Here is a 13,701-nt window from a genome sequence, read left to right as displayed (position 1 = left end):
CGCCCGCACGCATGTGGCCCTCCGCGAAGCGATGCGAGAGGCACTCGCAACCGTGCGGCCACAGGACGCAGCGACCTGGTTCGCCTACTGCGGCTACCCGCCTCAACCGCCGTGATCACCGTGGTAGTTCGTGCTGATTTCGTCCTGGGATGCCTCAAAGCCTTGGGGACGCCGAATGCCCAGCTCGGTCAGCGCCTCGCCGGCCAGCTTCATGAGCTTGAGCAGCTCGGCTTCCGCGTCCTCCTGCCCGAAGACCTCACCGTCCCCCAGCCAGTGGCGCAGGTCCGCCGCCAACTCGCGCGCCGACTGGTAGCGGTCAGCGGGCTTCGGTTGAAGAAGCCGGCCCAACGTCACCCGCAACCCCTGCGGGAGGTTCTCCGTCAACGCGTCCAGGTCCGCCTGCGAGTAGGTCGCCGCGCGCCAGATCACGTCTTCAACCATGGGGTGACTGTTCGCGAGGCGGGCCCGTCGGATGGCACGCCGGACGCGCACGCGCTGCCTGACCGACAGCGAGCCCTTCACCTCTTCGGTCAGGTCGTCCGGAGCGTCGAGAATGTTCTTCCCTGTCGCGATTTCGAGCATGACGACGCCGAGCGCGAAGAGGTCCGAACGTGCATCAACACGCCCGGTCAGAAGCATTTCGGGGGAAGAGTAGAACGCATCCCCCAGCGGACGGCGCACCGTGGATGAAACGCGCCCAGGCAAGTCCGACAGGGCGAGTCCGAAGTCGGCAACCTGCACGCCACCCTTCCAGTCAACGAAGATGGTCCCCACGTCGACGGCCCGGTGAACGATGTTGAGGGGCTTCCCCTCGCCGTCCTTGGCCTCGTGAGCGTGCTCAAGGGCCGCAGCCACCTTCGCACCCACGTACAGCGCGAACAGGGGCGAGAACCGGCGCCCGCACTCCGCAGCGAGCGTCAGCATGTCGCTCACGCTGTGCCCTGACGGATGATCGGTGATGACGTACCAGCACCCTTCCGCCTTGTGCATCCCGTGGACGCGAAGGATCCCCGGATGGTTGAGGAAGGTCGCAAGACGCACCTGCTCTTCGAGCCTTACTCTTGCCCGCTTGACGCGCGCCCCCTCCTGGCCCGTCTGGGGGCCAACCGCCTTGAGCAGCACCTTCCCCCGGGGGTGGTTCCCCTCCAGCGTCCGGCGCCGCGCGACGAAGAGGCTCAGCCCGTGGTGCGCTTCGCCCAGGTCTTCGCGGAACTCGTACTGAAAGCCGCCTGTCGTGAAGAGAATTGCCCCTCGGGGAATCTTGAACTCGATTGCCGGCATGCTCGTGCCTCCAGTTGCTCGCGCGGGCACCGAAGCCAACGCGTTGCTCGGAGCAGGTTACCCGTGGGATGGGTTCCATGGAAACTACCCTGGTAGGTCCTATGGCGTCCTGCGGGAGGGCGACCGAAATCGAGCACCTACCCGGTACGTCGCCCGCGAAGCGCTCAGGGCCAGCGATTCACGACATATCCGCCGTTGCGGTTGAACGCCTTCACCCTGCCGTCCTTGAACTCCTTGGCCGTCCCCTCAACCACGAAGCAAATGGGTTGCTCGTCCTGCCCCGGCAGCCTCACGCGGTCATACCGGACGACGAGTGCAGGCCCATCCGCGCGCCCCATCTTGTCGGACAGGTAATAAGCCTTGCCGTAGAAGCGTGTTCCGGGCGGGGCGACCTGCCGCTGATGCACGTCGTTGGCGCCTTTCGGGACGATTCCCACCACGTCCTCGCCAGCCGTGAACCACGCGTATTCGCCCTCCGCGTGGCGGTCGTCGAGCACAAGGGTGAACCTGTCTCCGTCCGTCCAGCGGAGATTCTCCCGCATGGCCTGTTCCGCTCCAGCCGGGCAGGTGAACGACTCGGGCCGGATCTGGGCACCCGGACAACCCGCCGCCAGCGCCGCGACGAGCGACAGCGACGCGCACTCCGCGGCAGCAACGGACTTCTTCGGCATGCGGGGTGTGCGTCCTTGGGTCAGGACTTCGGGGGCGGGATTCTTCAAAGCGGATCCTTCCTTCGGAACAGCGGCGATTGCCGGCCCAGGGGCTGCCACGGGCGACGGGCCAAGAGGTGACATAGCAGGAGGGGCCGTCACGGGCGGAGTGGAATGGGGGGCGCTCGGAGGGCGCGGGCTCGCAGAGATGCGCGGCTCGGGAGGTGGGGCGGAAATCTCGGCTGACGGGCCCCAGAAAGCCGCAGCCACGACGAGCGCGGCGACACCCGCAACGCCCGCGAGCCACCTTGCCGGCCGGTGCGGGCGCTTCATCAGAGCGACGTGCAGCTTGAGGGGGGAGGGGCTGATAGGGAGCGGCGCCCCGAGTGGACCTCGCGTGTCGGGCTCGGACGGATGCTGTTCCGATGGCGGATGCGCCGGCACGTCGTAGTCGACGATAGGGTCGGCTCGGAGATCCGCGAACTCGCGACGGAGTGCTTCCGTGTCGACCGGGCGCCGTGAGGGGTTCCGCTCCAGGAGGCTTTCGACGAGATCGCTCAGCACCTCGGGAACACGAGCGTTCGCGAGTCGGGGCGGCGGCGGCTCGAATTGTTGGCTGTTCAAGGCGAAGCGCGGGCGGAACTCTGTCGGTCGCGGATCGGTCAGCAACTCATGCAGCATGACGCCCACCGCGAAGATTTCGTCGGCGACCTGGAAGGCATAGCGGGCCCGGTGCTCGTCCTTGTGCTCGCGCAGGAATTGGAACTGCTCTGGCGCGCGGTAGCGTTCGGTTCCCGGAGGCAAACCTCCCTCCGTCAGGTCTTCGGCCAGCGAGTAGGTCGCACAGCTAAAATCGATGATGACAGGCTCGCCGTCACTCTTGCGGATCAGGACATTGAGCAGTTTCAAATCCCGATGCAGCACGCCGCGACTGTGCATGTAAGACAGCGCACCGGCAATCTTTTCGAAGACGCTCAGGACCTCACGAATCGTGGGGTGTTTTCGCTCTGCCCACTCCGCGAGCGTCCAGCCGTCTACGTAGTCAAGCGCAAGGTACACGTTGCCGGTCGCCGAGTAGCCATACCCCTGCGGGCGGACGATGTTCGGGTGATCCAGCATGAGAAGCGCCGTCAGCTCGCGCAAGGTCCGGGCGTGAGTCTGCTTGAAATCGCCGCTCACTTCCCGGTGACGCGCCACCTTGAGCGCACTGCGCTTGCCGTTCTTCTCTCCGAGGAACACGAAGGCAAAGCCACCGTTGCCGAGTTCCTTGGAGACCTGCCATCCGTCAATGAGGGTGTCGGGCGGCGACCCCGTCGGCGTCGGCGTCATGGAGTGCCCCCCGCCCCGGGCTTCGGGAAGCGCACTTCAGGAATCAAGAGGCGCCGACCGTCGTCCCCGCGCACTTCCAACGCGAGGACAAAGCTTGCATCCGACTCCTGAACTTCCGCGACCGCGAGCACGCGCCCATCGCCCCCCGGTGGGATCGGGCCCCTCTTCGCTGTCACGAGACGCGCCCGCAAAGGCATACCGACACGGCCCGTAAATGCCGCCTCTCGTGGTGTCCAGGCTTGTTTGTCGGGGCTGTTCCAGATTGTCACGTCCACCAGAATCCAACCCTTGCCCCGAAAGGATGCGGCAGACTGTGACCCGAGGCCCTGCGCCGGATCCACATGGTCTTTGGCGGTAGAGGCTGTGACCCCTTTCCCGTCCACGAAGCCAAGCAGCACGAAGTCTTCGGGCTTCGGCACCGGCAATTGAGCGTCCGTCGGACAGGTCTCGTTCGGCGGCGTGGGGCGCTGCACGTCGATCCGCGAGTCCACTTCGGCCGGGTCGGTCACGAGCACAAACGCGGCCCTTGCTGGTGGCTTGCCGTCGGCGAAGAAGACCCCGATCTCCTGACGCTCGCCGTCGCCGAGATTGGCCACGGGCTGAACGACGATCGACCGTTCGCCGGCATCCAGGACGCGAATCCGGGACTCGTCGAAGGTCAGTGTCTTCCGCTGGATCGGCGAGGAGAACAGGAACAGCGTCGGCGTGTCCCCCGCGACGTGGACGATGGGCAGCGGATCGGTGGGCGTGCTGGCGACGGTGACGGGGCGCTTACGGTCAACGCGCGCCCCCGGTGCCGGCTCAGCCCCCGCAGCAGCTCCCGAGACGAGCGCGAGCGCTAGGGCCAATCTGAACGGTTGGAGCAATGGTGCATGACCTCCCGAGGGGGAAGGCTACCATCGCGGTTCGGGGCGCAGTGGGTCTCTTTCCTACAGTCGAGCCCACCTGATGTGGTTAGCGGTACACCTTGCCGCCCCACAAGAAGGCCCGTCGACGAGCGGCAGGCTGTAGGCGGCGACGTGACCCGTCGGCATCAGGTACGCGACGAGCAACTCGTTTTCCCAGCCGCCCGGACGCCCCTTCATCCAGTCGGGGTCCAGGGTGCGCCCCGCGCCGACCGCGATCGCCCGACAGTTACCCTCGCGGCCCGCCCTTACGTGCATGCCAGGCCGGTGTGAGTGACCGAAGGCGACCGTAAGGCCCGGGGCGCCCCATTCGTCGGCGACCTTCGCGGCGTGATGCTTCGGCAGCATCTTCGCGATCTGGTGGCCGTGCATCAGCCGCAGGTTCCCTCGCTTGAGAGGCTGAGCACCATCATCCGCGAGAACAGCAAGCGGTCGATCGTGGCGTCCCTTCAGGCGCATGGCACGGGGAAGAACCTAACCGCGTTCTCGCGGATGCTCTTCGTGAACCCGCCCGCCGACGGTGCGGCATGGGAACAGGCGATCGGGCGGTGTCACGGCAAGGGCAGTTCGCCGACGAAGTCGAAGTCGAGCTGTACCAGCACACCGACGAGCTTGTCGGCGCCTTCCATAAGGCCCGCGACTTCGCGCGTTTCATCGAAGAGACGGAAGGCACGCGGCAGAAGCTGTGCTTCGCGACTTATAATTGACTCGCACTCCAGCAGACATGAATCTCATGTAGTAAGATCATTCTTGAGCAGGTAGCGAATCACGCGCCTCTAGTCTGAGCCAGAAAGATACATGCTGTAAACTTCGTCGCCGATGTCGTCTCCAATGGTGGCGGCTATCGGCATCGCCAGCGCCCCGGGCGTTGCTGTGTACTCTTCTTTCACCGCATTGATAAATTTTAGCGCATCCTGGAAATGACCGCCGGTCTTTTCGTGCCAGACTGGAATGGCTTTTTTTAAGAAGTGCGGATCATCAATACGCTTTCCGCCGACCACGTAATTGACGCGCTCTCGCAAGACCTGGGCCTTTCCAAGATCCCTGACGTATCGAGCCTTCAGAAGACCCCTTTTCACGAGCTTTTCCTTAAGCAATTCTTGGAGTCTGGCGTGCCCCATATGCTTGACCTGTCCAGGCTTTGTTGCGCAGTCGATAGACAACATTGCGACACCCATATGAAAGAGCGAATAATAAATGCCGACGAATGGCAAAATCGCGCTTCCGTTCTTCTGGAACGTCCCAAAGGCAGTCTCCCGAAAAACAACGGCACTGAGTAGGTGTTCCGAGCACAAAGAAAATCGTCTTTCCCAATCATCGCGTTGGCTGGGATTGGTCGGCCGCAACGACGCGGTGAGAGATTTTTTGTAGCTCCGACTCAACTTCAAAGCGGCGTTGGACATGTTGTTTCCAATGATAATATTGGTGATTGTTCTACGCCATGCGCGACTACGGGCCCACCAGCACTATACCACAGTCGACTCTATTCAATGGCGGCAAGGCGGCCTATCGAGCACTTTAGAGGGGTCGGCTTGAGGGGCCTTTCGCGCTCCCAGACGTGCGCGGTACCGCAGTCCAAACTCGACACAGCCGTAAGTTCGATGTCTGCGTAGGCCCCTAACCACGCACGGAAAGCGCACGCATTTAGGGACTGTCGGCGCTCGCAACAACACGCCGCCGACACAACCCCAAAGCGAAGGAAGCAAGCAACGTGAACAACGCACTGACGAAGATCGCGACCGCTCAGGCGGCGGCGGGTGGGCGCTATCCCCGCTTCGGTCGCTACCTCCTGGAAGTGGAGGTCATCCGCACGAAGGAGGGCTTCAAGGGCGACAGCGCGATCGCCGAGCTGAAGGTCCGCGAGTCCACGCCCCTGACGGGCGGCGAGGCTGCGAGCCGGCAGGGCGAGACGGTCGACTACGTCGAGAACCTGAGCGACCAGAAGAAGGGCGGCGGAGGGCGCTTCAAGTCGTTCCTGATGACGCTCGTCGGCGCGGATGAATTCGAGTTCGCGAACCCGGCCGCGCTGAAGAAGTTCTTCGACGAGCGCCAGGCCGGCACCCACCTACTGATCGGGTGCGAGGTCTACCCGAAGCAGCTCCCCCCGAAGGATGGCCAGCCGGGCAAGGTCATCAGCGGCTACCGCTGGGCTCACGTCGAGCTGAACGACGAGCAGCTCGCCCAGGTCGAGCAGTCGCGCACGGCGAGCAAGCTCCCGTCGCTCGCCGACGCTCTCAAGTAGCGGCAGCGCCGACCGACGGCGAGACCCGTCGGCGAGTGGCTCACGACACGAGCCGTTTCGCAATAAGGGTCTATCGATTCACACTGTAACTTGTGGCACCAGCACTCCGCTCCCCGATTGGCTCACGCGAGAGAGGAGTTCCCGCAAGTCCGACTGCCGATTACGCAGCAAGATTGGACGCACAGTCCAAGCATGTCTCAGCCGCAAGTCATCCCATCTTCGACTCACTAGCAACACTGCGCTCAACCTAGTGGAGGCAAGAAGCTCTTTACAGAATCCTTCAAGCTGGTCGCGCCTTATGCGGTCAAATTCGGATGCAATCCATGTCTGCACAAGCAAAATTCTACCCCACTCAGGGCCGCGCTTAGTTTGCGCGGACTTCTTCTTGATTTTCCTCGCAAGCTGCATCAAAGGAGCCTCAAGGTCTTGCTTGATTGACCGCTCGCGGCTTTCTTTATCAGAAAGCCATATGCCGACACGGCTTTGAGTAGCCGCCAAGTGGCTTGACGGCTGAACCCCCGCAATGCTTCTGGGCACCAACGAAAGTCCCAAAAACACATAAGGCCCCCCGTTTGGCCTTGGAAAAGCAGGATCTGTACTGATGACAGGGAACTCTCCAGGAGCTGCGGGAACGGTGAGTGCAACCGAAATCAGCGCGGAGGATGTCCGACGCAACAGGGTTTTCGGCATAGACAGAGATGATTTCGTGTATCGCTCCATCTCTACCCCCAACTCCTGAACGCACTGCACAATCTCTTTGCGATCACGAACATCTATCGACCGCAACAACTGAATAGCTATCGCGACCGTAATAGGCAGTCCCTCGACGGCACTCAGCGCCCCTTTGAGAAGACGCTCAAGATCCTCTTCCGAACTGCCCGCCACTTGCTCTCTGGGAACAAAGCATTCCACGAGATACCCGGAACCTTCATAGAAAAACTCGATGTCACCATGCCGGCCCGCTGCAACAGCCGGCTCAAAATCTATGCGTTCCGCGCCGACACCTTGCAGCCGGTATGCATACGCCAACTGCAATCGCGTTGACTCGTAGTCCCCCCTAAGACACCCAGCAACCTTAGAGAAGTTCTGCGAGCGAGCCGCAAATTTCAAATACTCAGCCAATTCAGCAAGCTCTGCAATCTGGGGCTCCCACACGGCTTGCAGGCAATTGCCAATCGGGTGCGATCGACTCCCGAGCACGGTTCCCAAGTCTTTCTTTAGCCCCTCCGATTGCAGCCAACTCTCGCCTAAAACGGTATTAATGATGCCAATTGCCTCATTGATCAAATAGGCATCCAGCCTCATCTTTGGCGCCAGCAGAGTGGCTCTTGCGCGCCATAGAAAGAAGGGATCATCCCCACTGTTATTGGTCGTGCCCATAGAAGAGGCACACTACCAGAGGTCTGATGTCGGGCAAATACAACCGTGACGGGGAGTGGTCCACGACACGAGCCGGTGAGCGTCAAGGTAGTTGTCGCGTGAAAGGGTTCAGCCGATGCGTTTCAGCTCCTGCACTTCCGGTGAGGGGTTGAGGCGCACGGGGCCCGCGGGCGTCCAGTCGCGCGTGTCGCGGCTCCATCGCTCGGGGTGACGGGCGCGGGCGCGCTGGTACACTTGGTGACGCTGGGCGAGCAGCGCGACGTCGAGGCCATAGTGTCTGGCTTCCGGCGTGACGAAGCGGATGGCGGAGTGCCGGTGCTCGGTGTTGTACCAGGCGACGAAACGCTCCACCCATGCGAGCGCGTCCTGCGCCGACACGAAGGCGCGCTGGGGAAAGGAGGGGCGGTACTTCAGCGTGCGGAAGAGGGCCTCGGAAAACGCGTTGTCGTCCGAGACGCGGGGCCGGCTGAAGGAAGGCGCCACGCCCAGCCATTGCAGCGTTGCGAGCATGGTGGCGCCCTTCATGGGGCCGCCGTTGTCCGAGTGCAGGACCAGGCCCTCGGGGCAGCCGGCGGCCTGCCAACTGTCGCGGATGAGGGCCGCGGCATGCGCGGACGACTCCTCCTCGTGGACGCGCCAGCCCATGATGCGGCGGCTGAAGACGTCCACCACGAGGTAGAGGTAGAGGAAGGTGCCCTTCACCGGGCCCTTCAAGTAGGTGATGTCCCAGCTCCACACCTGGCAGGGGGCGCTGGCGGTGTGCTCGGCCTTGGGGCGCGGCGTGGGAGGCTTCGCGGGGCCTCGGTGCGTCAGCTGTCCCGCCGCGCGCAGCACCCGGTAGAAGCTCGCCTCGCTGGCCACGTACTCGCCCCGGTCCGCGAGCCTCGGCACCAACTGCTTGGGCGACACGTCCCGGAACTCCTCGCTGTGGGCCACCGCCAGCATCCGGCGCTTCTCTCCCTCGGAGAGGCGGTTGGCGGGCCGGGTGCGCGGACCGCACCGCCCATCCTGCGCGGTGGCCGGCTTCCTCCAACGTTGAATGGTGCGAGGGGCGACCCCCAGCCGCTCGCAGACGGCTTCCAGCCGCACGCCCTGCTGGAGGGCCTCCTCCACGTGGGCGAGCGTCATTTCTCGCGCTTCTCGTCCGCTGCGTCGTCCTCGTCGTCCAGGTGCCGCTCGTCCCAGCCCGTCGCCTGAAGTTTTTTTTCGAGCACCAGCAGGGCCGCCGTCTCCGCCAGCGCCTTCTCCTTGCGGTGCAGCTCGCGCTCCAACTCCTTCACCCGCTTCTCGGCCACCGCCAGTCGCCTGCGCTCCTTGGCCGGCAGGGCTTCCGTGGCCGCACCCGAGAGGGCCTGCTGCAACTCCTTCAGCTTCTCCTCGTGCAGTCCCTCGCTGCGCAGCAGCGCCCCCAACTCCCCGCCCGTGAGGCCCTGGGCCGCCACGAGCACGCGCAGCTTCTCCTCGGCGGTCCACTTCTTCGGCCCAGACGGCGGGGCGGGCTTTTCCTCGGGCGGGGGCGTCATCGCCGCCAACTTATTCGCCTCCCGCAACCACTGCGACAACGTCGGCTGCGACACGCCCACCTGACGGGCCAGCGCGGCGGCACTCACCGCGCCCGGGCCTACCATCCGCTTCACCATCTGTGACTTGAATCCATCCGTGTACGGCACTGCATCCTGCCTGCTCTCGCCCCCCAAGGCGTGGTCATCTCGGCCACTCAGCCGAGGCGACAACTTCCCTGACACAGGGGGGGGGCCAGGACCTGGCTCCCGCCCGCGCCGCGCCCTGCTCAGCGCATGAACCGTGTCAGCGCGGCGAAGTCATCCTGGCCATGCCCCGTCCGGAGGGCTGCCTGGAAGAGCTGATCAAAGGCTTCGGGCACCGCACGGTGGAGCCCGCGCTCCTTGCACAGCTCCAGCAGGTGTCTCAGCGCCCCGGCGTGGACTTCGATGGTGGCCAGCGTCGCCGTGTCGGCGGCGAAGCGGCGCTGCTGGACCCGCGTGACGAGGTCCGTGACGCCTCCGTCCACCACCGGGGCGAAGGCCTTGACGTAGCCCAGGAAGGTGTCGAGCGGGATGCGCTCCGCCTCGCAGACGGCCACGCCCTGGAGCACGCCGAACATCTGTCCCCACATGGACACGAGCAGCGCGCTGTCGAGCGCGGCGGCATGCCCCACGTCGCTGCCCACGTGCTGCGTATTGCCACCGAGCGCGAGGAGGATGGGTCGGGCCTGCTCGAACAGCTCGCTCGGACCCGAGTAGAGGAGGGTTCCCCCAGGCTGCCCGATGAAGTCCGGTGTCCCCATGATGGCGCCATCCAGGTAGGGGATGCCGTGTTGCTGCGCCCAGGTGGCCTGCTCCCGTGCCTGGCCCGGTGAGCCGGACGTCAACTGCACGAGCAGCTTTCCGCGCAGCGCTTGTGTCACTTCGTCCGGCCGGAGCAACGCGTCGCTCGCTCCGTAGTCGCTCACGTTCACCACGACGAGGTCCGCGGCGGCCACGGCGTCCCGCACCGTCGCCGCGATGCGGGCGCCCTGGGCGGCCAGGGGCTCGCACTTCGCCCGCGTGCGGTTCCAGATGTCGACCGTGTACCCCTGCTTCAGGAAGGCACTCACGAGCGCGGAACCCATGCGCCCGACCCCGAGGACTGCGATTGCTGGCTTCATGTCGGTGCTCCTCTTCGTGGGAAGTGCTAGCGGTGCGGCGTGGCGACCTGTGTGAGTCCCCCATCCACGGGCAGCTCGGCCCCCGTGGTGAAGGTGGCCTCGAAGGCGAGGAACAACACCGCCCGGGCGACCTCCTCGGGCGAGCCGATGCGTCCCATGGGGGTGGTGTCGTTCCCCTCCTTCTCGAAGGCTGCCAGCTCCTCCGCGGACGCGCCATCGACACCCATGGTCGGCGTCTTGATGAAGCCGGGACTCACCGCGTTCACCCGGATGCGTCTGGGCAGCAGCTCCGCGGCGAGCCCTTGCGCGAAGGAGCGGAGCGCCGCCTTGGAGCCCGAGTAGACGCTCATGCCGGGAACCCCCGTCACGTTGGCGACGGAGGTGGTGAAGACGAACGAGCCACCCTCGTTGACGAGCGGGGCCAGGCGCTGCGCCGTGAAGTACGCGCCCTTGGTGTTGATGTCGAACGTCTGGTCATACACCGGCTCGGCGACGTGCTCGAACATGCCGAGGCGCGCGAAGCCGGCGTTGATGAACACGAAGTCCACCCGGCCGAGCTTCTCCTCCACGGCCCTCGCCAGCGCGTCGATGTCGGCAAGGCTTGACGTGTCCGACCGCACCGCGTGTGCCCGGGGCCCGAGTTCCCGCCGCGCCACTTCGAGGCTCTTCTCGTTCCGGCCCGTGAAGAGCACCTCGGCACCTGCGTCGAGGAGCGCCTTGACGGTCGCCAGTCCCATTCCCTGCGTCCCGCCCGTCACGACTGCCTTCTTGCCTGCGTACCTGCCCATGGACTTCTCCTTGGTGACGCGGCAATGAATAGGGAGAGGGCCCGCGGCGGTCGCACACGTTCGGACGCGCGTGGAGCACGTTCGGACGGCGGCGGACGCGGCCTCCCGGCGCTATGTCAGCAACGCACAGCGCGGCACCGGTGCAAGGAGCGCGAGGCATGGACAGGCAGATGCAGACGACGGGCACGCGGGAGTCCATCGACGCGGTACGCCCCCGGCTCGGGCTGCACGTGGACTTCCACACGGCCGAGGCCGGGGTCATGGAGCTTGAGTCCGTTCCCGACCACCGTCTCAAGATTCATGCGGGGACGCCCCTTCGCGGGGCCTGTCGCGTCCACCGCTTCGTCTACACGCAGGGCGACATCGACCTCTTCCCGGCCGGGATGTCGGATGTCTGGGAGAACCAGGACGCGAGCGCCTCCGTGCTCGTGCGGCTCTCCCCAGCCCTCCTGCGGCGCGCGGCGGAGGACATGGGGCGGGACCCCGACCGCGCGGGCCTGGAGCCGCGCCATCAGTTCAGGGACCCGCAGATTGAACACATCGCCTGGGCGCTCGACGCGGACCGCAGGGCCGGCCATCCCGGCGGGCTGCTCTACACCGAGTGCCTGGGCCTGGCGCTCTCGGTCCACCTGCTGGGCCGCTACCCGGCGCCCTTCGGACGCGAGCGCGGCCTGTCGAAGCCGCAGCTGCGTCGCGTGACGGAGTACATCGAGGAGCACCTCGACCAGAATCTTTCCCTGGCACGGCTGGCCGGCGTCGCCGGAGTCAGCGCGTCGCACCTGAAGACCCTGTTCAAGCGCTCCACGGGGCTGCCGGTGCACGGGTACGTCGTACAGCGACGGGTGGAGCGCGCGAGGATGCTGTTGCAGCGGGGCGGAATGTCCGCCGGTGAGGTGGCGCTCGAAGCGGGTTTCTCGCACCAGAGCCACATGGCGCGTTGCATGCGGCGGGTCCTCGGGGTGACGCCCTCCGTGGTGGCGCGTGACGCGCGCACGGGGAGTCCTCCGCGAGAGGGGCAACGAGGGTGAAGTGCGCTTCGCGGGTCGCTACTTCACGAGATCAAACCACCACACCTCCGCCCAAGCCGTGGTCTGTTCGGTTTGAATCACGACATTTGAATTCGACGTCATCGCGGCGATCGCGAGGGCCAGCACTTCATGGTTGTGCTCCTGCTTGGCCAGGAATGGCGTCCAGTCGAATGCGCCGTCCAAGGCCTTGAGGGAGAAATGGACGCGTCCGTCACTGGAGTTGATGCCAGCCGAGTTGATGAGACATCTTCCGCTGTAAGCCATGGATATCCTCCTTGTTTTGCGTCAATCACCCTGGACCGCTCAGGAGCAGCGGCACGAGAAACGAAACGTCCGTGCGCCTGGGCGGCCGTGGGCCCAGGAGCAGCGGCACGAGAAAGGAGACGTCGGTCCTCCTGGTGGGCTGTGGCTTGAAGAGGAACCTGGCGATCTCTCTCGCCAGGAAGGCGGGCCGCTCGACGTGGATCGAGTGCCCGGTGCGGAGCAGGAAGAGACTCTCCCCGGGCGTGTTCGCCATCAGGTTCGACAGGGTCCGGGTCGCGTCAAAGATGTTGGAGCCCTGGAAGTTGTCGTCCTGGCCCGCCGCGAGCAACTGGCGCACGGTGTTCAGTTCGTACCGCCAGGGGGTGGTGTTGTCGAAGTGATTCACGCGGTCGACGTGGCTGTAGATCAATTGCTCGCCAGCGAGGCGCCAATGCCATTGGCGAAAATTCGCGCAATACGTCTCACGCCGTGCCAGTCGTGCCTCCCTGATATGGAATTGCCTGCAGGGGATCCAGGATTGGCTGTACCAGAACTCGGGCTGCTGGGTTCGCATGAACACAGGGTCGATGAACCTGTCGAACACCTCGGCGAAGTAGTCGGCGCGTGAGCCTGTGATTTCTGGCAGGTCCCAGTGGTCCCGGCAGCGATCGGGTCCCTTGCGTTTGATCTCGTCCCGGATCATCGGGTCCCACACCGATGCCGGAGACCACGACACGATGCCTGCGCCAATCCATGGCTGGGCACGCAGGTCGCGCCGCCCGAGCCGCAGTCCCAGGTTGCCTCCGAGGCTGCCGCCAATCACTCCGGCGAAGCGATCCTTGATGGGAGTGATCCGGTCCAGCGCTTCGACAAAGGCGACCACGAAGTCCTCCTCGAAGTCGAGGATCGGGGTGCGGACCAGTTCGCCATCGAAGATGCCGCCAGGGTAGGTGGTGGCGTTGGACAGGGCGGCCCTCGTGTGCGCGAAGGTTTCCGCGTAGCCACTGTTCGGTAGGTCGAAGGAGATGACCGCGTACTTCGTACCAATGGCGAGGCCTGCCTTGAGGAGCTCCGGGATGAGGGGGAGCGCTTCGTCCGCACTCGAGCTGTGACCGTGAAGGAACAGGATCACGCGGTGCCCGTCGGGAATGTACGGCACGGGATCCGGCGGCAGGGTGCGGGGGGCGGGC

At 64.9% G+C, this 13,701-nt stretch carries 14 protein-coding genes; 3 read left to right on the top strand and 11 right to left on the bottom strand.

The annotated features are described in order from the left end of the window. Positions 1-102: 102 nt before the first annotated feature. The 4 genes from D7X74_RS31255 to D7X74_RS31240 form a co-directional block, all read right to left on the bottom strand. On the bottom strand, positions 103-1,281 hold the full coding sequence (locus D7X74_RS31255) for a protein kinase (RefSeq protein ID WP_120536670.1): 1,179 nt from the start codon (positions 1,279-1,281) through the stop codon (positions 103-105). A gap of 164 nt (positions 1,282-1,445) precedes the next feature. Beyond that, on the bottom strand, positions 1,446-3,260 hold the full coding sequence (locus D7X74_RS31250; protein ID WP_120536669.1) for a serine/threonine-protein kinase: 1,815 nt from the start codon (positions 3,258-3,260) through the stop codon (positions 1,446-1,448). Beyond that, positions 3,257-4,126, bottom strand: coding sequence for a DUF2381 family protein (locus tag D7X74_RS31245; RefSeq protein WP_120536668.1), 870 nt, complete (start codon positions 4,124-4,126; stop codon positions 3,257-3,259). The genes D7X74_RS31250 and D7X74_RS31245 overlap by 4 nt, the downstream gene beginning before the upstream one ends. A 63-nt stretch (positions 4,127-4,189) precedes the next feature. Beyond that, positions 4,190-4,624, bottom strand: coding sequence for a hypothetical protein (locus tag D7X74_RS31240; protein ID WP_233602334.1), 435 nt, complete (start codon positions 4,622-4,624; stop codon positions 4,190-4,192). Between the two features lie 89 nt (positions 4,625-4,713). On the opposite strand from D7X74_RS31240, the gene D7X74_RS44480 reads away from it, so the two are divergent. Further along, positions 4,714-4,872, top strand: a complete 159-nt coding sequence (locus tag D7X74_RS44480) for a hypothetical protein (protein WP_233602333.1) — start codon at positions 4,714-4,716, stop codon at positions 4,870-4,872. A gap of 69 nt (positions 4,873-4,941) precedes the next feature. Here the strand turns inward: D7X74_RS44480 and D7X74_RS42760 are convergent, their stop codons facing one another. Beyond that, a complete protein-coding gene (locus D7X74_RS42760) occupies positions 4,942-5,568 on the bottom strand; it encodes a hypothetical protein (protein ID WP_147446751.1) in 627 nt (208 codons plus the stop codon). Between the two features lie 308 nt (positions 5,569-5,876). On the opposite strand from D7X74_RS42760, the gene D7X74_RS31230 reads away from it, so the two are divergent. Then, the gene (locus tag D7X74_RS31230) at positions 5,877-6,407 is read left to right on the top strand and encodes a hypothetical protein (RefSeq protein WP_120536666.1); all 531 of its coding nucleotides are present in this window, start codon (positions 5,877-5,879) and stop codon (positions 6,405-6,407) included. A 78-nt stretch (positions 6,408-6,485) separates the two neighbouring features. Here the strand turns inward: D7X74_RS31230 and D7X74_RS42755 are convergent, their stop codons facing one another. From D7X74_RS42755 to D7X74_RS31215, 4 genes are all read right to left on the bottom strand, one after another. Next, positions 6,486-7,787 (bottom strand): hypothetical protein, encoded by a 1,302-nt coding sequence (locus D7X74_RS42755; RefSeq protein WP_147446750.1) that lies wholly within the window; start codon positions 7,785-7,787, stop codon positions 6,486-6,488. 108 nt (positions 7,788-7,895) lie between these two features. Continuing rightward, positions 7,896-9,457 (bottom strand): IS3 family transposase gene (locus tag D7X74_RS31225; protein ID WP_370450821.1). Its coding sequence is split into 2 segments (ribosomal slippage): positions 7,896-8,984 and positions 8,987-9,457, totalling 1,560 coding nucleotides; the frame shifts between segments, so codons are not numbered across the junction. 119 nt (positions 9,458-9,576) lie between these two features. After that, the gene (locus D7X74_RS31220; RefSeq protein WP_120536665.1) at positions 9,577-10,452 is read right to left on the bottom strand and encodes an NAD(P)-dependent oxidoreductase; all 876 of its coding nucleotides are present in this window, start codon (positions 10,450-10,452) and stop codon (positions 9,577-9,579) included. 26 nt (positions 10,453-10,478) lie between these two features. Then, positions 10,479-11,240 (bottom strand): SDR family oxidoreductase, encoded by a 762-nt coding sequence (locus D7X74_RS31215; RefSeq protein ID WP_120536664.1) that lies wholly within the window; start codon positions 11,238-11,240, stop codon positions 10,479-10,481. Positions 11,241-11,398: 158 nt separating this feature from the next. On the opposite strand from D7X74_RS31215, the gene D7X74_RS31210 reads away from it, so the two are divergent. Further along, a complete protein-coding gene (locus tag D7X74_RS31210; RefSeq protein ID WP_233602332.1) occupies positions 11,399-12,268 on the top strand; it encodes a helix-turn-helix domain-containing protein in 870 nt (289 codons plus the stop codon). 18 nt (positions 12,269-12,286) lie between these two features. Here the strand turns inward: D7X74_RS31210 and D7X74_RS31205 are convergent, their stop codons facing one another. Then, a complete protein-coding gene (locus D7X74_RS31205) occupies positions 12,287-12,532 on the bottom strand; it encodes a hypothetical protein (RefSeq protein WP_120536663.1) in 246 nt (81 codons plus the stop codon). A 25-nt stretch (positions 12,533-12,557) separates the two neighbouring features. Next, on the bottom strand, positions 12,558-13,701 hold a 1,144-nt coding region (locus tag D7X74_RS31200; protein WP_120536662.1), incomplete at its 5' end, for an alpha/beta fold hydrolase.

This window comes from Corallococcus sp. CA047B, assembly GCF_003612065.1.
Lineage (GTDB): Bacteria > Myxococcota > Myxococcia > Myxococcales > Myxococcaceae > Corallococcus > Corallococcus praedator.
The sequence above is the reverse complement of the archived record's forward strand: the minus strand, read 5'-3'. Positions and strand labels throughout refer to the sequence as shown.